18 protein-coding genes are annotated in these 22,302 nt (G+C 38.7%); 9 read left to right on the top strand and 9 right to left on the bottom strand.

Translation table 11 applies throughout. The annotated features are described in order from the left end of the window. Positions 1–95: 95 nt before the first annotated feature. From EPA86_RS04755 to EPA86_RS04740, 4 genes are all read left to right on the top strand, one after another. On the top strand, positions 96–665 hold the full coding sequence (locus EPA86_RS04755; RefSeq protein ID WP_140602278.1) for a hypothetical protein: 570 nt from the start codon (positions 96–98) through the stop codon (positions 663–665). Positions 666–814: 149 nt separating this feature from the next. Then, positions 815–1,288: a potassium channel family protein gene (locus EPA86_RS04750; RefSeq protein ID WP_246058261.1), complete on the top strand. Its 474-nt coding sequence runs from the start codon at positions 815–817 to the stop codon at positions 1,286–1,288. A gap of 20 nt (positions 1,289–1,308) precedes the next feature. Continuing rightward, complete coding sequence (gene gltS, locus EPA86_RS04745; RefSeq protein WP_140602277.1) at positions 1,309–2,499, top strand: sodium/glutamate symporter; 1,191 nt, start codon at positions 1,309–1,311, stop codon at positions 2,497–2,499. A gap of 106 nt (positions 2,500–2,605) precedes the next feature. Beyond that, positions 2,606–3,337, top strand: coding sequence for a substrate-binding periplasmic protein (locus tag EPA86_RS04740; RefSeq protein ID WP_140602276.1), 732 nt, complete (start codon positions 2,606–2,608; stop codon positions 3,335–3,337). Between the two features lie 4 nt (positions 3,338–3,341). Here EPA86_RS04740 and EPA86_RS04735 read toward each other — a convergent pair whose 3' ends face one another. The 5 genes from EPA86_RS04735 to trhO form a co-directional block, all read right to left on the bottom strand. Continuing rightward, positions 3,342–3,707: a GFA family protein gene (locus tag EPA86_RS04735; protein WP_140602275.1), complete on the bottom strand. Its 366-nt coding sequence runs from the start codon at positions 3,705–3,707 to the stop codon at positions 3,342–3,344. Positions 3,708–3,728: 21 nt separating this feature from the next. Continuing rightward, entirely contained in the window at positions 3,729–4,127 is a 399-nt protein-coding gene (locus EPA86_RS04730; protein WP_140602274.1) for a GNAT family N-acetyltransferase, read from the bottom strand. A gap of 8 nt (positions 4,128–4,135) precedes the next feature. Beyond that, complete coding sequence (locus EPA86_RS04725; RefSeq protein WP_140602273.1) at positions 4,136–4,480, bottom strand: cupin domain-containing protein; 345 nt, start codon at positions 4,478–4,480, stop codon at positions 4,136–4,138. 93 nt (positions 4,481–4,573) lie between these two features. Then, positions 4,574–6,637: a S9 family peptidase gene (locus EPA86_RS04720; RefSeq protein ID WP_140602272.1), complete on the bottom strand. Its 2,064-nt coding sequence runs from the start codon at positions 6,635–6,637 to the stop codon at positions 4,574–4,576. 239 nt (positions 6,638–6,876) lie between these two features. Next, the gene (gene trhO, locus EPA86_RS04715) at positions 6,877–7,881 is read right to left on the bottom strand and encodes an oxygen-dependent tRNA uridine(34) hydroxylase TrhO (protein ID WP_140602271.1); all 1,005 of its coding nucleotides are present in this window, start codon (positions 7,879–7,881) and stop codon (positions 6,877–6,879) included. Positions 7,882–8,104: 223 nt separating this feature from the next. Here trhO and EPA86_RS04710 point away from each other — a divergent pair, with 223 nt between their 5' ends. Both EPA86_RS04710 and EPA86_RS04705 read left to right on the top strand, forming a co-directional pair. Then, positions 8,105–8,998, top strand: coding sequence for a dienelactone hydrolase family protein (locus EPA86_RS04710; protein ID WP_170309567.1), 894 nt, complete (start codon positions 8,105–8,107; stop codon positions 8,996–8,998). Between the two features lie 49 nt (positions 8,999–9,047). Further along, a complete protein-coding gene (locus tag EPA86_RS04705; protein ID WP_140602269.1) occupies positions 9,048–9,944 on the top strand; it encodes a thioredoxin family protein in 897 nt (298 codons plus the stop codon). Between the two features lie 61 nt (positions 9,945–10,005). On the opposite strand, the gene EPA86_RS04700 is transcribed toward EPA86_RS04705, so the two are convergent. Beyond that, positions 10,006–10,542 carry a cytochrome b gene (locus EPA86_RS04700; RefSeq protein ID WP_140602268.1) on the bottom strand — a complete coding sequence of 179 codons (537 nt, stop codon included), beginning with the start codon at positions 10,540–10,542 and terminating at the stop codon, positions 10,006–10,008. A 163-nt stretch (positions 10,543–10,705) separates the two neighbouring features. Continuing rightward, positions 10,706–13,294 carry a bifunctional aconitate hydratase 2/2-methylisocitrate dehydratase gene (gene acnB, locus EPA86_RS04695; RefSeq protein WP_140602267.1) on the bottom strand — a complete coding sequence of 863 codons (2,589 nt, stop codon included), beginning with the start codon at positions 13,292–13,294 and terminating at the stop codon, positions 10,706–10,708. Between the two features lie 461 nt (positions 13,295–13,755). Between acnB and EPA86_RS04690 the strand changes: the two genes are divergently transcribed. Beyond that, complete coding sequence (locus tag EPA86_RS04690) at positions 13,756–16,551, top strand: bifunctional aconitate hydratase 2/2-methylisocitrate dehydratase (RefSeq protein ID WP_140602266.1); 2,796 nt, start codon at positions 13,756–13,758, stop codon at positions 16,549–16,551. 93 nt (positions 16,552–16,644) lie between these two features. On the opposite strand, the gene EPA86_RS04685 is transcribed toward EPA86_RS04690, so the two are convergent. Both EPA86_RS04685 and ygjK read right to left on the bottom strand, forming a co-directional pair. Further along, on the bottom strand, positions 16,645–17,043 hold the full coding sequence (locus EPA86_RS04685; RefSeq protein ID WP_140602265.1) for a hypothetical protein: 399 nt from the start codon (positions 17,041–17,043) through the stop codon (positions 16,645–16,647). Between the two features lie 167 nt (positions 17,044–17,210). Next, the gene (gene ygjK, locus EPA86_RS04680) at positions 17,211–19,604 is read right to left on the bottom strand and encodes an alpha-glucosidase (protein ID WP_246058260.1); all 2,394 of its coding nucleotides are present in this window, start codon (positions 19,602–19,604) and stop codon (positions 17,211–17,213) included. 222 nt (positions 19,605–19,826) lie between these two features. Between ygjK and EPA86_RS04675 the strand changes: the two genes are divergently transcribed. Continuing rightward, positions 19,827–20,897: a saccharopine dehydrogenase gene (locus EPA86_RS04675; protein WP_140602264.1), complete on the top strand. Its 1,071-nt coding sequence runs from the start codon at positions 19,827–19,829 to the stop codon at positions 20,895–20,897. Positions 20,898–20,913: 16 nt separating this feature from the next. Then, positions 20,914–22,077: a saccharopine dehydrogenase C-terminal domain-containing protein gene (locus tag EPA86_RS04670; RefSeq protein WP_140602263.1), complete on the top strand. Its 1,164-nt coding sequence runs from the start codon at positions 20,914–20,916 to the stop codon at positions 22,075–22,077. The last annotated feature ends 225 nt before the right edge of the window (positions 22,078–22,302 follow it).

Genomic DNA, 22,302 nt, shown 5'->3' with positions numbered 1-22,302 from the left:
TAACAATCACGATTATAACTTATAGCAATTTCACCTAGAATTGATTGTTCGTTTTGTATACATTATCCGTATTATATGACAAATAAGGAGCAATAATGAAAAACTGTTTAGTACTACTTTTACTTATAATGAGCACAATAACATTCGCTGCTGACGAGTTAACTAAAACAAAGATAGAAAGCATGAGTGCGGCGATGAAAAATGCACCTGATTTTGAAGTCAGTCACCCTGAATTTCATCAAAAACAAGAGCTCATTCCAATGGGGGATATTGATGCCATGTTAGCATTGCTTAAGCAGTATCCAGATGCGAACAAAGAGGTCAATACTTTCGCCCAAAAAGCAGGCTTTGATAATGCTGAATCATTTTATCGCTATACGATACGCGTTATGAGCGCAGTTAGCGCCATTATGCAAGGAAAGCACAACCCGAACTACAATGCGGGTAGAAACAGAGAAATGCGTGAACAAGCTTTAAAAAATCGTATGCGATTTCTAGGTGAACATGACAAAGAAGGAATAGCTGAGTTAGAGAAAGAATTTAAACAAATGCAAGCTCAAGAAGAACAAAACCAAAAAATGATCGCATCAGCCTCTCCAGCAGATAAGCAGTTTATTCGAGAAAACTTTAACTGGGTAATGTCAAAAATTAGCCAAGGCGAGTAGACACTTTTTCGTGCAAATTTTCAACCTAAAAGCCTTAGTGATAGTGACAAAACTACCACTAAGGAATCGCTACATACTATGCCTCTTAATGAACTTAAGGTAGTATTATTTAAAAACGCTTATTTCATTTTAATATTGAGGCTACCTATATGATTATTCTGCAAAATGCCATGGAAAAAACTAACCTTTACAGGGTGGATGAGTTTGGCGTAAAAAACTATAACTATGGCATTCTTGGCCTGCTTTCTTTTGCCGTATTTAGTGTTCTAAATTTGAGCTTAGGCTATATAGCCTACCTCGCTGAAATTACAGTTGAAACTTCTCCAGTACAAAATTACGCCGATGCTTTATGGTTAATGATGATGTCTTCAACCACCATAGGCTTTGGTGATGTTTATCCTGTTACCTTGATAGGAAGAGCCGCGGTCTTTGTGATGTTTATACTGGGTGTCGGAATATTAGGTGGTGTTGGTGCTATATTTGCCAATAAAATTTTTGGTTTCGCCGATACAAATATCAAAAACCGCGAACTAAGAAAACAAAATGAAGATATTTTCCAACAAAATGCTGAGATATATAAAAAACTAGCCGAGTTAGAAAAAAAACTAGAATCAATTAAATAAACACCTAAGCAGGCTCAGCCATGGAACTCGACTCACGACAAACAATTATTCTAGCGGTTTTAGTTTTATTCTTAGGCCGTTTCTTAAATGGAAAAATTCAATTCCTACAAAAATACAATATTCCTGAGCCTGTTACAGGTGGTGTTATTGCGTCCGTTCTATTTAGTTGTATTTATTTAATATTTGATCAAAGTGTCAACTTTTCCTTAAAACAACGAGATATTTTACTTGTCATCTTTTTTACCTGTGTTGGCTTATCCGCACGATTTTCAACATTACTCAAAGGTGGTAAAGCCCTAATCACTTTACTTATTATTGCTGTTTGTTACTTATTCATTCAGAACATTACCGGGGTTGGAGTAGCTTTATTAACAGGGTTACCTCCACAAGTTGGTGTATTAGGCAGTTCAGTATCACTTAGTGGTGGTCATGGTACTGCCATTGCGTGGGCACCAATTTTTGCTGAATCCTTTAACATAGACAATGCCATGGAAATAGGTATTGCCTGTGCAACCTTTGGTTTAGTTTTAGGAGGTATATGCGGTGGTCCAATTGCAAATCATTTAATTAATAAACACCAATTGAGCTCATCTAGCAATGAACAATTATCTGTAGGTTTTGCTCACGAAGAAGAAAAAATAACCGTCAATACTATTTATACCGTATTACTTATTTTATGCATTGCCATTGGTATTGGCATTCACTTGCATCAATACCTGCAAACTTTGGGGATCACTTTACCCATATTTGTTCCTTGTTTATTCGGCGGTATTATTTTAACTAATACCGTACCACTTGTATGGAAAAGCATACCTTGGCCATCAGGCACACCAACCTTAGCACTCATTTCTGATTTTAGTTTAGGGTTATTTTTAGCTATGTCATTAATGAGTTTACAGCTATGGACGCTGATTGATTTGGCGATGCCAATTTTGCTCTTGTTGCTTGCTCAAGTACTCGTGATCACTCTCTTCACTATATTTATTGTCTTTAAAGCATTAGGTAAAAACTATGATGCTGCAGTTATTGCGTCTGGCTATGCTGGTTTGGGGCTTGGCGCAACGCCAACGGCTATAGCCAATATGACAGCAGTCACAAAAAAATACGGCGCTTCACCACAAGCATTTATTGTAATCCCGCTAATTGGAGCATTTTTTATTGATATTTCAAATGCAATAATTATTCAATGGTTTATGAATTGGTTAGTTTAACTTTTGCATAATTCAGAATAGTTATAATCCATTGATAATTGGATTTTAGTGTAAATATTGAAGCTATTTATAGGAACTCTAGCAGGTCTTTTACTACACTAAGCATATGAAACATATCTTGATCTTATTCTCTTTGTTTTACTTGTTCAGCGTTCCAGGGCAAGCAAGCGAGCAACAGCTAAAAGTGGCTATGTTCATTGAGCCGCCTTTTGTTGATTTTATTGCTGATGAGTGGCTAGGTGAAAATGTCGAAATAATTAAGCAAGTAACTTCTGCGGCAGGGTTAACAACAGAGTTTATTCACTGTCCATTTGCACGCTGCTTATCCATGGTCAAAAATGGTCAGGCAGACATTATGATGGGGTTACTTAAATCAACTGAGCGTGAAAAAGACCTTATCTTTATTGAGCCCCCCTATCTGATGCAGCATAAGCCATTGCGTTTTTTCACCTTAACTTCACGCAAAATAACAATAAATCAGTTGAGTGATTTAGAAGGGTTATTTGTTGGTACTTTACGTGGTGGCGCTTATTTTAAAGACTTTGATGAAAATAAAGCGATCAAGAAAATTGAAGTGACCTCTCGTAAGCAATTAGTCAAAATGTTGCTTAAAGGTCACATCGATACATTTTTAGAACGCGAAGAAACCATCAGACCGCTGATATCTTTGCAAGAATTTCAACAAAAAATTTCATTGGCAAATTACCAATTTAATCAACCAGTGGGCAGCTACATTGTTTTTTCGAAAAAGTCATCGAAACGAGAACTCGCTAATTTGCTCTCAGAGCAGATTAGCTTAGCCATAAAAGCCGGAAAGCTAAACCCGATAAGGCAATAGCCTTTTAAAAAGGTTCTTCAACAAACTTCCAAGTATCTGCTCCATCAAAGTACTTTATAGCTAAACCTTGGGTCAGCTCTTTTGCAACATGTCTAAAGTTTATTGCCATTCTGGTGGAATTTTTATCGACGGGCGTATAATGCGTTGTACCACCACATTGCGGGCAATGATGAAAGTTAATCATTTTTTCTCCCCATTGGTATTCATTGGTGGGAACACTTTGATGCGAAATTCTAATATCCTTAGGATTAAAATATGCCCATCGTGCGCCAATCCTATGGCATATTGAGCAATTACAGCTTGTTAATGTATCAGTCTTAGCATGAATTTCTATTTGAACATTGCCACAGTGGCAGCTTGCTTTTATCATCTTATAATCCCTCGCAATAAATTATGGTTTCACCATATACATGCCTTCACTTTCCGGGCGGCTATACTTGAAACCAAACTTTAAATATAATTCTGGCACATCTGCCATTAAGGTAATATAGGCTGTTGGCATAGCAGTCTTATCAAGGTATTTCATCACATATTCCATTAACATTGCTCCATAGCCCAACCCTTGGTATGTTGGATCAACCGCTACATCTACAATGTCAAAATTGAGTGCGCCATCGCCAACCACTCTCGCCATGCCAATCACTTCATTATTTAAAATAATATGTACACCGTACAAACTATTAGGCAATGCTTTTTGTGCTGCAAGTAAGCTTCTTGGTGTTAAACCTGTTACTTTTCTTAGCCTAACAAAATCTTCTGCTGGGGTAACCCTTTCTATTATTTGCTGCAAAATAACTCCTATACTCTATCTACTCTATCACCATGGCTCGGTGGCGTTGAGGTAACCGTAAAGACTAAGTCAGTGGCTTCATTATTAGTCACTTGGTGTGACATACCAGCCTTAACATGCAAACCTTGGTGGCTCTGCAGCTGAAAAAGTTTACCTTCCAATTCAATAGTCGCAACGCCAGAAAGTACAAAGAAAAATTGTTCTGCAATGACATGATAGTGACGACTTTCTCCACAACCACTGGGCACACGTTCTTGAATAACACTTAAGTTGCCTGATTGAACTAAATGCCAACCATCACATTGTTCTCCCCAAAAATAATGCTTAGCGTTATCTTTTGATACTACGGTCATTACACCTCCTGATTATCATCTCTTTAGTTACTAAAAAGGCACATCATTACAATGTGCCTTTTGTTCATTGAAAAACCAAATTAAGTAGTCATATTATTTAGTGTATTTATCTAACCACTTAAATACTTCTTCATACCAAACAACTAAATTATCTGGCTTACGAATATGGTGATCTTCGTCAGGGAACATCACTAATCGACTATCAATACCTTTACGCTGCAATGTGGTAAATGCACCTAAACTTTGTGCATACGGCACACGGTAGTCCAACTCACCTTGGATAACTAACATAGGTGTTTTCCAGTTATTAACAAAAGCTGATGGATTATATTTATTGTAATCGTCACTGATATTGCCTTTTTCATCGCCAAACAATGGCCCACCTAAATCATACTCAGGGAACCAAAGCTCCTCAGTAGATTGATAAAAGCTTGGCATATCAAATAAGCCTGCGTGATTGATCAAACATTTAAAACGATCAGACCAGTTACCCGCAATCCAGTTCATCATATATCCGCCATATGATGCCCCTAAGGCACAAGCATTATCGCCATCTAACCATGGCTGATCTTTGACTATGAAATCAAGACCTTTTTGTAAGTCTTCTAGTGGCTTACCGCCCCAGTCACGACTGATTGAATGAGTAAATTCTTGTCCATAGCCTGTTGAACCATGGAAGTCCACCATCACAACGCCATAGCCTTTAGCAGCCCATAATTGCGCATTCCAACGATAATGGAACATATTACCAAAGCTACCTTGTGGACCACCGTGAACTAAGAAAGCGATTGGATATTTTTTACCTGCTTCAAAGTTAGCTGGCTTTAACCAATAACCATGAACTTTTTCGTTATTCCAGCCTTTAAAATTAAACTGCTCGTATGAAGCAAATTGAATATCTGCCAATTTCTCTTTATTAATGTCAGTTAATTGCTTTAAACCATAACCGTCTTGGCTAATAGTAAAAATATCTTTAGGTGAACCTAGTGTGTGACGAGTAAAGTAAATGTTATCGCCGTGAGCTAATACATCGCCATTTGTACCAACACCATAAACCTTTTGTACTTCATTAAATTCTGGGGTAATAGCGAAAATACTTTTTTGACCAACATCTTGTGCGGTAACTAATAAGGTTTTATTGTCAGCAGCAAAGCGCAATGTGCTTACAGAGCGATCCCATTTAGGGGCAACATCACGCACTTTACCTGAACGGTTATCACGCAATTTCAACGCAAATTTATCAGATTCATAGCCTGGAATAGACATCGCCTTATAGGCTAAAAAACGTCCATTTGATGAATAAACAGGTGCGGTATCCCAAGCGGTGTTTTCTGAAGTAATATTTACTAACTCGTAACTATTTTGTTTAGCTGCTTTTGCTAAATCTACTTCAAATAAATCATAATTCGTTGTCCAAGAGTGATCCTTTGCCGCCACGTCATTGGACGAATCTTTTGCCGCAAATACTAATGAAGTGCCTTCTGGGTGAATCGCCACATTGCCGATACCAGCAATATCACTGCTCCAGTTCACCATAATATCTTCAGCTTGGGTAATTAAACCTTGTGCATTAGGTTTAGCAACAAACAAATGCTCTTTGTAATCAGTTAACCAAACATCCCAATGACGCACCATTAATTGATCGTAAGCGCGAATATTATATTTCTTTTCTTTATCCGCTTTACGCGCATCATTAGTACACGCTAAGGTCTGACATCCAGGCTTAACCGTCATAGATAAAGCGAAGGTTTGCCCGTTTTTAGAAATCTTAAAACCATTAATATCTACTGCTAAATCTGAAATTTGCTTAGCTTCACCGCCAGCGAGAGGTAATTGCCATATTTGTGAGCTACCACTTCGTGAAGATAGAAAATAAATAGATTGTCCATCATCGGCCCACACAACATTATGTTCAGAATTTTCATGAGTCGTTAATTGAGTCACTTTGCCTGATTTAATATCTTGACGATACAAGTGGTTGTCACTTGAACTTGTGCCTTTTTTTAAGCCATAAATTAATGCTTCACCTTTTGGGGAGATGGTCACATCATGAAGTTGATTGAGTGTATTGAGCTTTTCTACAGTTAGCACTTTAGCTTGTACCGTATTAAAGCTCACTGCTAAGGTTAAACCTGCAGCAATAAATGGTAGTTTCATAAGTCTCTCGTTTAACGGTTACTATCGAATTAGAATAAGGTGGTTAACAGGAGAAAATCAGGATAGGTTTTACCACTGCAGCCTTATATCTTATGTGCTGCAAGAATATACAATCTTGAAAAAATAGGCAATGCTCATACCCGCTTTAAGGGTAATAATGTGTAAAGCAAAAACGCCATTAAATAGACATTAATGGCGTTTTTATCGTTCAAACTAATTTAAATGAACAAACTAACAGTTTATTTTTGCTTGGCTTGAGCCGCTTTTATTGCTGATTTCTGCTGCTTTCTTTGTTGAATAATATCGGTAATCTCACCACCTATGTGAGCTTCACCACGCTCAGCTGCTAAAGCAATTTGACGTTGACGCTCTTGATAGCGACTGCGTTGTGCATCAGACACTTTGTCATAACAACGATGACAACTAACGCCTTCAACATAGTGCTCACTTTGCTTTTGCTCTTGTGTTAATGGAAAACGACAAGCGTAACATTGATCATATTGTCCCTGCTCTAAGTCATGATTAACCGCTACACGGCCATCAAAAACAAAACATTCACCTTGCCACATAGTGTCTTCACTAGGCACTTCTTCAAGATATTTTAAAATGCCTCCCTCAAGGTGATATACCTCATCAAACCCTTGTTCTTTTAAGTAAGCAGTTGATTTTTCACAGCGAATACCACCTGTACAATACATGGCAACTTTTTTGTGTTTGGTTTTATCAAGGTTTTTTTCCACGTATTCAGGAAACTCTCTAAAACTTTCTGTATCTGGGTTTACTGCATTTTTAAAGGTACCAATTTCAATTTCATAGTCATTTCGCGTATCAATCAGTAAAACTTCAGGGTCAGAAATAAGCGCATTCCAATCTTTTGGTTTTACATATGTGCCAACAACTTTATTTGGATCAATACCCTCAACCCCCATAGTGACAATTTCTTTTTTCAATTTCACTTTTGTTCGATGAAAAGGGTTTACTTCACTGAACGATTCTTTATGGGAAATATTGTCTAAATTTGGTTGAGCATTTAAAAACGCTAATACTGCTAGAATACCCTGTGCAGGGCCAGCCACAGTGCCATTAATACCCTCTGAGGCAAGTAATAAAGTACCTTTAACGTTATTTAACGTCATTTCGGCTAATAATGGCTCACGCAATGCTTGATAATTATCTAGTCGCACAAATTTGTATAAAGCGCAAATCGTTATCGGCGTGGTTGTGGATATAGGTGTAGTTGTCATCGTTTTCTCCATTGAGCTAACTGAAACGTAAATTCAGTGCTGTAGATTTAAAAAAGGCAAACTTTGATCTAGATCAAGGTTTTCGAGCGCATTCTACCAAATAAAATACGAATCGTTAAATTTTCAATAAACGACAACAGTCGCTATTAGACATATCACCAATTCACTACTATTCTCAATGCTCGAAAGGAGTACTCGATCACACTTAATAGAAGGAATTAAAATGAACAATTTCATTCTTGGGCTATTTTTATGCCTATTCACACTCACTAATATGCTCGATGCCAACGCAAAAGTTAACTCACAACCATTACCTCATACTTTTTATCTCAACATCCCTGTACAAGGACCAAGCAGTACTTGGCAACTGTCAGCTAAATATCAATTACCGCGTTCTGAAAGTAGCAAGCCAAGACCGGCTGTTATTATTGTTCACAGTACCAGTGGTATCGATAGCACGGGTCAGTTCTATGCTAAAGCATTAAATAAGGCAGGTATTGCTACCTTAGAGGTTGATCTTTGGGGTGCAAGAAATTTAATGGGCGGAAGCGACAACAGGCCAAACTCACCTCAAGAGACCCTGCCTGATATTTTTTCCGCTTTGCATTACTTAGCGCAAAGACCTGAAATTGATGCTAATAACATAGGCATTATTGGTTTTTCGTGGGGAGGTGTTTTATCCATGCTTACTGCTACTGAGCAATATATGGCATTAACTGGCACTCCATTACGTTTTGCCGCTCATGTTGCCCACTACCCTGTATGTTGGCTATATAATAATGTGCCCGGATTTGAGTTTACTAACTTAACAGGCGCACCAATACTTATTCAATCTGGCAACCTAGATGCTTATGACACCCCTGAAACATGCCCAATGTTAGTCAGTAACCTTGCAACAACGGATGCACAGTTCGTTTCGCTAAATATGTTCAAACGCGCATATCATGCTTGGGATAGATTAGAGCCAAAATGGTTAGTAACTGATCCCTACTCTCACCTAGGTCAAGGAGGTGAGGTCCTGTTAGCCCCGAACAAGCGCATTGCGAGAAAATCTAAACACAATGTCGTTGAATTTTTCAGTGCCGCTTTTAATCACAATGATGTAGATGAAGACTAAAATCTATTGACCTTAAGCTCTAGTTAAACATCAGTATAATGCAATACTCTTGCATTATACTGCTGCTCATTTAGGCAAACGTAAAGCAATACCATCTCTTACGCCAATCAGTTATTATCACTTCTTTTATATTTCTCTGGTTGGACAATTAATGCGCCTTTTCACGACACTATTAGCCCTCTTTACTTTATCTGCATGCAGTAGTCTCTCTGTACAAAATGATAAAATCCCGACATTAGCCAGCTATCAATTTGCTGAGTCTGACCATGTTATGCAAGACATCGATGATAAATTAGCGAAAGCCAAAGCTGAGCATAAAAAACTATTACTGGTGTTAGGCGCACAGTGGTGTCACGACAGTACAGGGTTAGCTGCAAAATTTTCGCAAAGCACTATGCAAACAATACTTACCGAGCACTATCAAACACTTTTTATTGATGTTGGTTATTATCAACGTGGTTTTGATGTCGTATCTCGTTTTAACATGCCAATTTATTATGGCACGCCAACGGTTATGATTATTGATCCCGAAAGCGAAACCATTATTAATAGCGACTCAATGCAACAATGGCTTAGTGCAGATAGTATTTCGCTCGAAAATTACCAAAAATACTTTTCTCGCATGGCGAATGAAAACAACTTAATTGAGCAACCATTGTCACCAGCGTTAGCAAAATATTACCAACAAATTAATGAGTTTTCGTCGCAACAAGCGAAACGATTAAAACAAGCTTATCAAGTGCTTGGACCAGCATTAGCTCGTTATGTAGAAAATAAAGAACAATTTAGTGCGGAAAATGAAAAGGTTTGGTCACAAGCTAGAAAACTGCGCTACAACATTCAAAATGATGTTATTGCTTTAAAAGAACAAGCAAAAAAAGCTGTAGAAATGCAAGAATCAATAGAACTTGAATTCCCTGAATATGATCAATTCTCATGGGAATAAAGTAAATAAGGATTGGCTCAATATATATTGAGCCAACTGGTTATCTTGATTTATTGCGCTGTTATTTCAAAGAAAACATTCTGGTGATTGTTTCATCTTTGTCAATAAAGTGATGCTTCAATGCGCCAACCACATGAACGATAATAAGCACAATAATTACTGGCACTAATAGCTCATGAGTTTCATGACCTATTCCAGCAATGGTCTCGTTTAACGCAACAGCTTTACCTGTGACTTCATCATAGTTTGAAGCAAGTATTTCTAATCCAAAAATGTAGATGCCATGACCGCCTGCACCTGACATCATCAAGCCTGATAAAGGATAAACGACTGTCATAGTGATTAGCCCCCAGTGCACTACTTTAGCAGCAATAAGTTGAATTTTTGGCGCAACACCGACTGGCTCAGGCCATCCCTCTTTCATACGTACAACAATTCGCCAAAGCGCAAAGACAAACACTATTGCCCCAATAGACTTATGAATAGGATATAAAAAGAAAGTTTCAGTATTGGACATATAAATGCCAACTGCTACTAAACAAATCATGCTAATAGCAATAAGTATGTGTAAACGTTTAGTAATATTTGAAAGTGCCATGATATTTCTCAACCTAGTTAACAACAGAAAATAGCCATAGTATACAGGTTAACTTTACATTCAGATTAAAATTTACATACCTTTACAAAGTAAATAATAAGCACAAAAAACGCCACTAAAAGTGGCGTTTTGCTACTAAAATTAGTTTACTCTTTTACTAACTTTATGCCTCAACCTGTAAAATAACGTCATCTGCTTTTTGGGTATATTGTTCCATTTGATGGAAATTCAAATAACGATAAGTATCAGCGGCAGTTGCATCTATCTGCTTAGCATACTCCATGTACTCAGCAGGGGTTGGCAATTTACCTAAAATAGCACCGACACCCGCTAGCTCTGCAGAAGTTAAGTAAACATTAGCTCCTGTACCTAAACGATTCGGGAAATTTCGGGTTGAAGTAGATAACACCGTTGATTTTTCAGCAACTCTTGCTTGGTTACCCATACAAAGTGAACAACCCGGTGTTTCCATGCGTGCGCCAGCTCTGCCGTAAATATTGTAGTAACCTTCATTAGTTAGCTGATCGCGATCCATTTTCGTTGGTGGTGCTACCCATAAACGGGTTGGTAATGAACCATTAAACTGCTCTATCAATTTACCTGCAGCGCGGAAATGGCCAATATTTGTCATACATGAGCCAATGAACACTTCGTCTATATCAACCCCAGCAACTTCTGATAATAATTTCGCATCATCAGGATCATTCGGGCAACAAACAACTGGCTCTTTAATTTCATTTAGGTCTATTTCAATAACATGAGCATATTCAGCATCGCTATCGGCTTCCATTAATGATGGGCTTGCTAACCATGCTTCCATTGCTTTTATCCGACGAGTGATGGTTCGTACGTCACCATAACCTTCACTGATCATCCATTTAAGCATGACAATGTTAGAGTTCAAATATTCTGCTACAGCCTCTTCTTCAAGCTTTATAGTACAACCTGCTGCGCTTCGTTCGGCTGACGCATCCGATAGTTCAAAGGCTTGTTCAACTGTTAAGCCCTTAAGACCTTCAATCTCTAATATTCGACCTGAAAACTCATTGACCTTACCCGCTTTTTCAACGGTCAGTAAACCTTGTTTAATAGCGTTATACGGGATGGCATGTACTAAATCACGCAAAGTGATACCTGGCTGCATTTCACCTTTAAAACGTACTAACACTGACTCAGGCATATCTAATGGCATAACGCCTGTTGCCGCTGCAAATGCCACTAAGCCAGAGCCCGCTGGGAATGAAATACCTAATGGGAAACGTGTATGCGAATCACCACCCGTACCAACCGTATCAGGTAGTAACATACGGTTCAGCCATGAATGAATAACACCATCACCTGGACGAAGGGAAACACCACCGCGATTCATCATAAAGTCAGGCAAGGTATGATGTGTTTGTACATCAACAGGCTTAGGATAAGCTGAGGTATGACAAAATGATTGCATGGTTAAATCAGCAGAGAAACCTAAACAGGCTAAATCTTTCAACTCATCACGCGTCATCGGGCCCGTGGTATCTTGAGAGCCCACAGTTGTCATTTTAGGTTCACAATACTGACCAGCACGAACACCTTCTATACCACAGGCTTTACCCACCATTTTCTGTGCTAAAGTAAAGCCCTTAGTCGATGCTTCAAGTTCAACAGGCTTAGCAAATAAATCTGTTTCTTCAAGCCCTAATGCTTCACGAGCTCTACCCGTTAAACCACGGCCAATAATTAGCGGTATACGGCCACCTGCACGTACTTCGTCTAATAATACCGCACTAAGCTCAAAATTAGATATCACTTCACCTGCAGCATTTTTTACAACACCTTCATAGGGATAAATGTCAATAACATCACCCATATGCATTTTTTGCACGTCTAACTCAATAGGTAAAGCACCTGAATCTTCCATGGTATTATAGAAAATAGGAGCTATTTTACCGCCTAAACATACGCCACCAGTACGCTTATTCGGTACATGCGGAATATCTTCCCCCATAAACCAAAGCACTGAGTTAGTCGCTGACTTTCGCGATGAACCTGTCCCAACAACATCACCAACATACGCTAAAGGAATACCTTCTTGTTGCAAGGATTCTAACTGATTTATCGGGCCAATTGCGCCAGGTTCATCAGGTGTGATACCTTCTCGTTCCATTTTAAGCATCGCTTTTGCGTGCACTGGAATATCAGGACGAGACCAAGCATCAGGTGCTGGAGACAAGTCATCCGTATTGGTTTCGCCTGTCACTTTAAATACTTTTACGGTAATTTTTTCAGCAACTTTTGCTTTGTTTGTAAACCATTCTCCATCAGCCCAAGAAGTTAAAACTTTTTGAGCATAGACATTACCTGCATCTGCTTTATCTTTAACATCATGAAAAGCATCAAACATTAATAAGGTTTTAGCAAGACCTTCAACGGCAATATCAGCATGATCTGAGTCTAAAAGATCAATCATAGGTTCAATATTATATCCGCCTAGCATAGTGCCTAATAATTCAGTAGCACGAGCAGCATCTAATATGGGCGATTCAGCTTCACCTTTAGCTATTGCCGCTAAAAAGCCTGCTTTAACATACGCAGCATCATCAACTCCTGGTGGTACACGATCAGCCAATAGCTCTAATAGAAATGTTTCTTCACCTGCCGGTGGATTTTTAATAAGTTCTACCAGTTGAGCAACTTGCTCTGCATCTAGCGGCTTAGGAACAACACCTTCTGCCGCACGCTCTGCTACATGATTTCTATATTCTTGAAGCACGATATTCACCTTATTGTTAGGGGGTACTGACAACTTGCTATGGTTACACTCAATATAATTATATTAAGACGAGGACAATGTGACTTAGTACCCATGATTAAACATATTTCTCACTTACTGCTAAGCTAAATGCAGCAAAAGAGTTAACGTAAAATGACTATATCACCAAAAATAAAGGAGCCTTATTAGACCTAGGTATCAAACTCACCAATAAATTAGGCTATACCGTGAAGAAAGCGTTACAAGTGCAGTAGTATAAGTATTATAACTTAGCCTTCTACTTGATATAAATTTGGTGAATAATGCTTATTTCAGCAAATGATTCGTAGAAAGAAAAAATTCAGGTAAAATAAGGACAAATTTGTCCTGTTATTACAAGGGCGATTTGATCCTTTGAGGTTAACATCCCCCTTCTATTCGTTAATGTTATTAGCCAATTACACGCTAAAAGAGAGTATTAAATGAGTCTTTATTTAGAATATATCCAAGAAATTGAAAGTCGTAAGAAGGATCAAGGTTTAGCACCTAAGCCTATTGATAGTGCTGACTTGTTATCAGAAATTATTGCTCAAATTAAAGAGCAAGATAATGAATACCGCGAAGATTCTCTTAACTTTTTCATCTATAACACTTTACCAGGTACAACTAGTGCTGCAGGTGTTAAAGCTAAATTCTTAAAAGAAATTATTTTAGGCCAAGAAACAGTTGCCGAAATTACCACTGAATTTGCTTTTGAATTACTTTCACACATGAAAGGTGGCCCATCAATTGAAGTATTACTTGACCTTGCATTAAGTGATGATGCCGCTGTATCAGCACCAGCTGCCGACGTATTAAAAACTCAAGTATTCTTATACGATGCTGACACAGCGCGTATCGAAGAAGCATACAAAGCAGGGAGTGCTGTAGCTAAAGATCTTTTAGAGAGCTATGCACAAGCAGAATTTTTTACAAAACTTCCTGCTATTGAAGAAAAAATTGACGTAGTGACATATATCGCTGGTGAAGGCGACATCTCAACTGATTTACTTTCTCCTGGTCATCAATCTCATTCTCGTGCTGACCGTGAATTACACGGTAAATGTATGATCACACCAGAAGCACAAGAAGAAATTCAAGCACTTCAAGCTAAGCACCCGAGTGCAAAAGTCATGTTAATTGCTGAAAAAGGGACTATGGGTGTTGGTTCATCACGTATGTCTGGTGTTAACAACGTTGCACTATGGGCAGGTAAGCAAGCAAGTCCTTACGTACCATTTATTAACATTGCACCAGTTGTTGCGGGTACTAACGGTATCGCACCTATTTTCTTAACCACGGTTGATGTAACTGGCGGTATTGGTCTTGACCTTAAGAACTGGGTTAAAAAAGTAGATGCAAACGGTAATACCGTAACTGATGCCAATGGCGACCCTGTATTAGAAGAAGCGTACTCAGTAGCAACAGGCACAGTGCTTACTATCGACACTAAAGCAAAGAAACTTTACAACGGTAACAAAGAGCTCGTTGACATATCTTCTGCTTTCACACCGCAAAAGCAAGAATTCATGAAAGCTGGCGGTTCTTATGCTGTAACGTTTGGTAAGAAACTACAAACTTTTGCGGCCCAAGCATTAGGTATTGAAGCACCTGTTGTTTATGCTGCATCGAAAGAAATTTCACACGAAGGTCAAGGTTTAACAGCTGTTGAGAAAATCTTCAATCGTAATGCTGTAGGTGTTGCTTCTGAAGCCTCTCTACATGCTGGCTCTAACGTACGTGTTAAAGTCAACATTGTAGGCTCTCAAGATACTACGGGTCCTATGACATGTCAGGAATTAGAAGCAATGGCTGCTTCTACCATTTCTCCAATCGTTGACGGTGCCTTCCAATCAGGTTGTCACACGGCATCTGTTTGGGATAGTAAAGCAAAAGCAAACACGCCTAAGTTAATGAGCTTTATGAATGCCTTTGGCCTTATCACTGCACGTGACCCTAAAGGTGTTTATCATTCAATGACTGACGTTATTCACAAGGTACTTAACGACATTACTGTTGATGACCGTGCAATTATCATCGGTGGTGATTCACATACACGTATGTCTAAAGGTGTTGCTTTTGGTGCGGATTCAGGCACGGTTGCAATTGCACTTGCAACAGGTGAATCTGCAATGCCAATTCCTGAATCAGTAAAAGTAACCTTTAAAGGTGAAATGGCTGAACACATGGACTTCCGTGATATTGTTCATGCAACACAAGCACAAATGCTTAAGCAATTTGAAGGTGAAAACGTATTCCAAGGCCGCGTAATCGAAGTACACATTGGTACTTTATTAGCTGACCAAGCATTCACATTCACTGACTGGTCTGCTGAAATGAAAGCGAAAGCATCTGTTTGTATTTCAAACGATGAAACCTTAATTGAGTCTATCGAGCTTGCTAAGAGCCGTATCCAAATCATGATTGATAAGGGTATGGAAAACGAAGCCGGTACATTAGCAGGCTTAATTGCGCTTGCTGATTCGCGTATCGCAGGTATCAAATCTGGTGAAGAGCCAGCCTTAGCACCAGATGAAAACGCTAAGTACTATGCTGAAGTGGTTGTTGACCTAGATACAATCGTAGAACCAATGATTGCTGACCCTGATGTAAACAACGAAGATGTTTCTAAGCGTTACACACATGATGTTATTCGCCCGGTTTCTTACTATGACAGCAAGCCTGTAGATTTAGGTTTCGTTGGTTCTTGTATGGTTCACAAAGGTGATATGCAAATTATCGCGCAAATGTTCCGTAACTTAGAGAAGCAAAACGGTTCAATTGAATTCAATGCACCATTAGTTGTTGCGCCACCAACATACAACATTGTTGATGAGCTAAAAGCTGAGGGTGATTGGGATATCTTAGCTAAGTACTCTGGTTTCGTATTCGACGATGCTAACCCGAAAGGTGAAGCGCGTACTAAGTATGAGAACATCTTATATCTTGAACGCCCAGGCTGTAACTTATGTATGGGTAACCAAGAGAAAGCTGAACCTGGTGATACAGTAATTGCGACTTCTACACGTTTATTCCAAGGCCGTGTTGTAGCTGATAGTGCTGAGAAGAAAGGTGAATCATTACTAGGTTCAACACCATTAGTAGTGCTTTCAACAGTATTAGGTCGCTTCCCGACTATGGACGAGTATAAATCTGCAGTTGAAGGTATCGACTTAACACGTTTTGCACCACCTACTGAAGAAATGACAACTAAGTACATTCCAATTACAGTGGTTTAATCATATAACGATTAACACGTTAATTTAACATTGAAAAAAGGGTTGCTAATTAGCAACCCTTTTTTATAGCTTTTAATAACCTTCGAGACTTAACTATTGCGATATTGGACATTCAAGCCTAGCTTTCAAATTACCCATTATTAGATTAGGTGATGCACGGTAATGATCATAACTTTCCACACCATCTAACACTTTTAGTTGATAACCATAACCTTGACACAGTTGATAACTTATTCGCATTAAAAAGGTCGCTAAACGCTCAAATCTCACCCTGCCATTAGCAACAACTTCTAATTGATAACTGCTTTTCGATAACGGGGTTTGGTAATAGCGTACTTCATGATCAAAATCCCATAAGCTTTCTTTGCTTACTTCATGAAGAGGCTTATTTCCCTGTTGAGCTGGAGTATGTTGGCAAGCTGATAGCATCAATCCTGTTAAAACAACGATAATTGCGCAGTAAAGCTTAAAGTGCTTTTTAAAAATGCTCATAGTACTCCTTTCACTCGGGCTAAAGATCTACAAAAGGTTTCTAACGCCTAATATAGCTATACCTTAAAGTGTAGTGAAAGTCAGTAACTCAAGCGAGCATTATCATCAGAAAACTATCAAGTTCAGCCACTTGGGTGGCTGAACTTAAAATTAGGTACAGGTGTAACTTATAACGCTTGATACAGCATATAAAGGTGGGCTGCGCTCCAGCTAAAGTTAGTTGCTCCTTGCACGGCACCTGTTTCAGGGTTGTAGTTTTCTCGAATCGCGCCTTGCTCAAGCAAGCCTTCAGCGTTATCAAGTAACTTTTGTGTTAACTGTTTTGCTGCCACTTTCTCACCATAGTTATCTAAGGCAATAATTCCAAAATAAAATTGATCTAACCATACACGACCACGCCAATATATATCAGCATCATATGCTGGATTTTGCAGTGACGCCGTACCAAAAGGAATTAGAGAATTAAACTCTTTTTCATCAAGCATTACCTTAACTACATTCTCAGCTTGTTTTTTTTCAGCGATATTTGCCCATAATGGACTCCAACCCTCAGGCCCTCGTCCTCGCTTATGAAGTAAGGTACCCTGACAGGTTGCATCTTTATCAATGTTAGCACTAATTTTTCTATCGTAATAAAAGCCAGTTTCTTTATGATAAAAGCATTGGTTAATGGTTTTGATTAATGCTATGGCCTTTTGCTCAAAACTGTCAGCTTGTTTGTCATCGCCCAATAAGCGCGCCATTTTGGCCAATATCTGCTTCTCTTGGGCAAGATAGCTATTCAACTCTACTGACTCTTGATCAATGGAATAACCGAGTAAATTACCTTGTTTGTCTTTATTAACAAAAAATCTTACTTGCCAATCTGCTCTAGCTTTATTTATATCACCTTGATAGTTTTTTTGAGCATAAGCGGTCAATTGCTCAGCATTAATAAAGCCAAAGCGCGCTGCATTATCCATACCCGATTCCCAGCCAGCAGCATGTTGTGCTGGAATATCTAAATCTTTATAGCCACCAACATCTAATACTTGCTGATAAGTTTCCATACCCGCACATTGATAACTATGCGAACCACTGACTTTACAATGAGATAAATTTAATTTATTACTCGGTGCTTGAGCATATTCAACAGTAAATACAATTTGTTGCTTGTCGTTATTATGTAACCTGTGCTTAGTTGCGCCGTATTCAGCTAAACCATTACCATTATGATCTCTATTACGATACCACCATTGGTGATAGGCCAGCAGTTTTGGATACATCTCTTTAACAAAAGTTTTATCACCATCTTGTTGATATATTTGCCAAACAGCCCAACTCGCTAGCGGAGGTTTAGTATTGCGTTCATTCCAATTGCCACCATCACCTGCGCGAGCACTGTCTTTGTTATAAAAAATAGCATCGACTACCATACCCGCGTCTTGTGATCGTAATTCATCGGACACATCAACCTGATAATCAAACATAGCGCGCACATTATCTTTCGCTAACTCAGGGTTAATCGTTGCTAAAGCATAAGCATGCTTCCAACTATCCCACGCCCATGCCCCATTAAACCAACGTGCTGTAACCGAAGGAGAAACAATGTTATTTTTCAGCTCCCCAGCAGGGCTACGCCAATTACCATGTAAGGTTTCAATACTTTTAAGCGCTAACCTTTTTAGTCCCTGGTTATATTTTTCTTGTGATAGACCATTTTCTAAATATTCTTGCCAGCGCTTTTTAGTTGCTTCAATAAAGCGTTTAGGTTCAGCTAATATGGCCAAACTCTTGTCCTGATAAGCACTGGCTTCTTCAGTTGTATGATAATAGCTTTGTGCACTATAAATCGCTTGGCGACTGTTTGCTTTTAAAGTTAATTGAGCAACACTTTCATAACTTTGATTTCCTTGAGAGAGTATTGTTCTAGTCTTAATAGAGCGTTTGATTTGATATTGTGAGCCTTTATCAAGCATTAAGTGCCAGGTTGAACGCACTTTTGGGAAAGTAAAAGCAACACTATCAACACCACTGGTTAAGTTTACCACCCAATTAGGTAAGGCCTTTTTAACTGAGAGTTTGTCATCCCATTGTGATAATAATTTTCCATGCCAACGCAACTCTAGCTCTTTGGCAATACTGGCTTTATTAAACAACTCTGTAGTAAGTAGAGCCGTTCTGTCATTGACAAAAACTAGGGACAACTCGACACTTAGATCATCAAAGCCATATTGCTGAAATAATTCACCCGGCCTTGATTGAATAACACGCTTTGCCTTTGTAAAGTCATATTGTTGATTTGTCTTACGATCAACAACTTGTAATTGCTCTAGCTTTTTAGCAATAAACACACCATATTCTTGTGCGATAACCATAGGCCCAGTAAAGCTTGCGTAATCTTCACTCATCTGTGGTAATAAGTAACCGTGCCACGCACCATTGTCTAATAGCGGGTTAAACTTCTGATTTCCATATTGATCGTAAGATTTGAACTGCAGCGGAGTGCCAGTGCGATCAATAAGGTTTTCAGTCTCCGAGCTAGCTTGAGCAATTGCTGTGATTAGAATTGTGCTTATCAAAGACAGGATTGTTCTTTTCGTTAAGTTGAGGCTATATTTGATATTCAAGTTTAGGTACTCTTCTTTTCTGAGCTACTGCATTTATTGAGATATTACATCTCTTTCTTAAAAAATTGCATAGTAATAGCGTATGGTCCATGATAAAACTATATCATGACGTTCGAATACTGTATACTGTACTATTTATAGTATAAATTCAGTTCAATTAGAGAATTTTTTGTCATGACACATACACACCTGTGGTTACGTGCTGAAACTAAACCACAAGAACAACGTACTGCTTTAACTCCAGAAAATACCAAGCAACTACTTGATGCTGGTTTTAAAGTAACTATTGAATCTTCAAGCCAAAGCATTTTTTCTATTAATGAATATCAGAATGTAGGCGCTGAAATAGCACCAGAAGGTAGCTGGGTTGATGCCCCTGAAGATGCCATTATATTAGCGCTAAAAGAATTACCTGAAGCCGATTTCCCCTTGCGTCATCAACATATATATTTTGCCCATGCTTATAAAGAACAACAAGGCTGGCAAGCATTACTGAGTCGATTTGTTAACGGTAAAGGTGAGCTTTTTGACCTTGAATACTTAGTAGATGAAAACAATCGCCGTATAGCCGCTTTTGGCTATTGGGCGGGTTATGCTGGCGCAGCTCTAGGTGTTATGGCTTGGTTAAACCAGCAGCAAAATGCTACTCCACCCCTTAAAGAAGTTAACTCTTATGTTAACCAACAAGCATTAATTGCAGATATTAATGAGTTACTTAATCGCTGTGAGTCAAAACCAAGGGTTTTGGTTATTGGGGCAAAAGGGCGTAGTGGCTCAGGTGCAGTGGCCTTAGCTAAAGCACTTTCCCTTGAAACCGTGGAGTGGGATATTGCTGAAACACAAAAAGGTGGTCCATTTGCTGAGATTTTACAAATGGATATTTTAGTCAACTGTGTTTTCATCAACCAAGATTTGCCACCTTTTATCACCAAAGAAATGTTAGACAGCAAAGAAAGAACATTATCGATGATAGTTGATGTTAGTTGTGACCCTTATGGTAGTTATAATCCACTACCCATTTATAGCGAATGCACAACCTTTAAATCACCTTGCCTTTCTTTAATTCAAGGTGATTCACCATTGGACATGATTGCTATAGATCATCTTCCTTCACTGTTACCAAAAGAAAGTAGTGAAGATTACGGTGAACAATTAGTCAAACATTTACTCACACTTAATGACCAGAGCCAAGGTGTTTGGCCAAAAGCATTAAGTTTATTTAACGACAAAACAGCAGCACTTTAAGCAGTAAGGAACCCTTATGTCAGCAACAATTCATTGGCTTGGTGTCGGTCTATCTTCTATCCCCGGCATAGAAAAGCTTGCCCATGATAATCGTAACGTTATCGTGTGGAATAGAAGCTTAGGTAAAGCACAAGCTGCGCTTTCACAAATCGCCGACAAAATTGAGATATCAACATTAGAATGGTCAGCATTAGCCAACAAGGTTAAAGCGGGTGATATCTTAATATCTATGTTACCTGCAACTATGCACATTAAAGTAGCAGAGCTTTGCTTAGAGAAAAATGCTCACTTTGTGTCAAGTAGTTATATCTCACCTGAGATGCAAGCGCTTCACCAACAAGCAAAGGAAGCTAATTTATGCTTTGTAAATGAAGTTGGTTTAGACCCAGGTTTAGATCATATACTTGCCCATGCATTGGTGGAAAACTACAAAAATAGTTCGCAATACCATAGCGACAATAAACTGTATTTCCGCTCATATTGTGGCGGTTTCCCTAAAATTGCTAACGACTTCAAATACAAATTCAGTTGGTCACCATTAGGTGTGTTAAAAGCTTTAAAATCGCCGGCAAAATGGTTAGAAAATGGTGTTGAAGGCAATTCAAATGCGCCATGGGAAGCTCTTGCTGATTATACTGTTGATTTACCTGAAGGTAGTGAAACATTTCAATGTTACCCAAATAGAGACTCATTGCCTTTCATGGAGCAATACCACTTAGCAGATGAAAATGTACAACAATTTGTTCGTGGTACATTGCGATTAGCTGGCTGGTCAGATGCTTGGGCTGAACTATTTGATAAAGTTGCTCAATTAACGTCTTCTGCTTCAGCTGAAACCGCTGAGCAAGAATTAAAAGTCATTAGTGAATCACTAGAGCGTCAATATAGCTATGAAGAGAATGAACCCGATCGTGTGGTACTTCATGTTGATTTAGAAGCTAAAAATGCAGATGGTACCGTTTGGCAGCAAAGCTACTTGCTTGACTCAAGTGGAAATGAGAAAGGTCAAGCCATGGCAAGACTCGTCTCTATTCCTGTCAGTTTCGCCATTGAATCGATACTCAATAACGTAGCAGTAAAAGGCGTCAGCGCCGCACCTCATCAAAGCAAAGAAGTTGCTTCATGGATACAGCAATTAACTGACTTAGGTGAAGTGATTACTCACCAAGTGATGAAATAAGCGGCTGATTTAGACAACAAACTTACGTAAAGAAAAGCCTATTATTGCTAACAAACCGCTTGACTAACGTTGAGCGTTTTCATTGAGTAAAAAATGAAAAAGGATTATGCACCGCATGGTCCTTTTTTTATGCAGGTGACCCGTCCTAAATAAGGTTGACACTTTTCCACGATTAAATTGGAGAGTGTTATGAAATCAATCACTAAACGAACTCAAAGAGATTAC

This window comes from Litorilituus lipolyticus (assembly GCF_006439335.1).
Taxonomy (GTDB): Bacteria; Pseudomonadota; Gammaproteobacteria; order Enterobacterales; family Alteromonadaceae; genus Colwellia; species Colwellia lipolytica.
Note: the sequence above shows the minus strand (reverse complement) of the source record. Positions and strands in the feature narration are given on the sequence as shown.

Coding starts and splice junctions, on each gene's coding strand:
- EPA86_RS04755 (WP_140602278.1), top strand. CDS start 96: ATGAAAAACTGTTTAGTACTACTTTTACTTATAATGAGCACAATAACA.
- EPA86_RS04750 (WP_246058261.1), top strand. CDS start 815: ATGATTATTCTGCAAAATGCCATGGAAAAAACTAACCTTTACAGGGTG.
- gltS (WP_140602277.1), top strand. CDS start 1,309: ATGGAACTCGACTCACGACAAACAATTATTCTAGCGGTTTTAGTTTTA.
- EPA86_RS04740 (WP_140602276.1), top strand. CDS start 2,606: ATGAAACATATCTTGATCTTATTCTCTTTGTTTTACTTGTTCAGCGTT.
- EPA86_RS04735 (WP_140602275.1), bottom strand. CDS start 3,707: ATGATAAAAGCAAGCTGCCACTGTGGCAATGTTCAAATAGAAATTCAT.
- EPA86_RS04725 (WP_140602273.1), bottom strand. CDS start 4,480: ATGACCGTAGTATCAAAAGATAACGCTAAGCATTATTTTTGGGGAGAA.
- EPA86_RS04720 (WP_140602272.1), bottom strand. CDS start 6,637: ATGAAACTACCATTTATTGCTGCAGGTTTAACCTTAGCAGTGAGCTTT.
- trhO (WP_140602271.1), bottom strand. CDS start 7,881: ATGACAACTACACCTATATCCACAACCACGCCGATAACGATTTGCGCT.
- EPA86_RS04710 (WP_170309567.1), top strand. CDS start 8,105: ATGAACAATTTCATTCTTGGGCTATTTTTATGCCTATTCACACTCACT.
- EPA86_RS04700 (WP_140602268.1), bottom strand. CDS start 10,542: ATGGCACTTTCAAATATTACTAAACGTTTACACATACTTATTGCTATT.
- EPA86_RS04690 (WP_140602266.1), top strand. CDS start 13,756: ATGAGTCTTTATTTAGAATATATCCAAGAAATTGAAAGTCGTAAGAAG.
- EPA86_RS04685 (WP_140602265.1), bottom strand. CDS start 17,043: ATGAGCATTTTTAAAAAGCACTTTAAGCTTTACTGCGCAATTATCGTT.
- EPA86_RS04675 (WP_140602264.1), top strand. CDS start 19,827: ATGACACATACACACCTGTGGTTACGTGCTGAAACTAAACCACAAGAA.
- EPA86_RS04670 (WP_140602263.1), top strand. CDS start 20,914: ATGTCAGCAACAATTCATTGGCTTGGTGTCGGTCTATCTTCTATCCCC.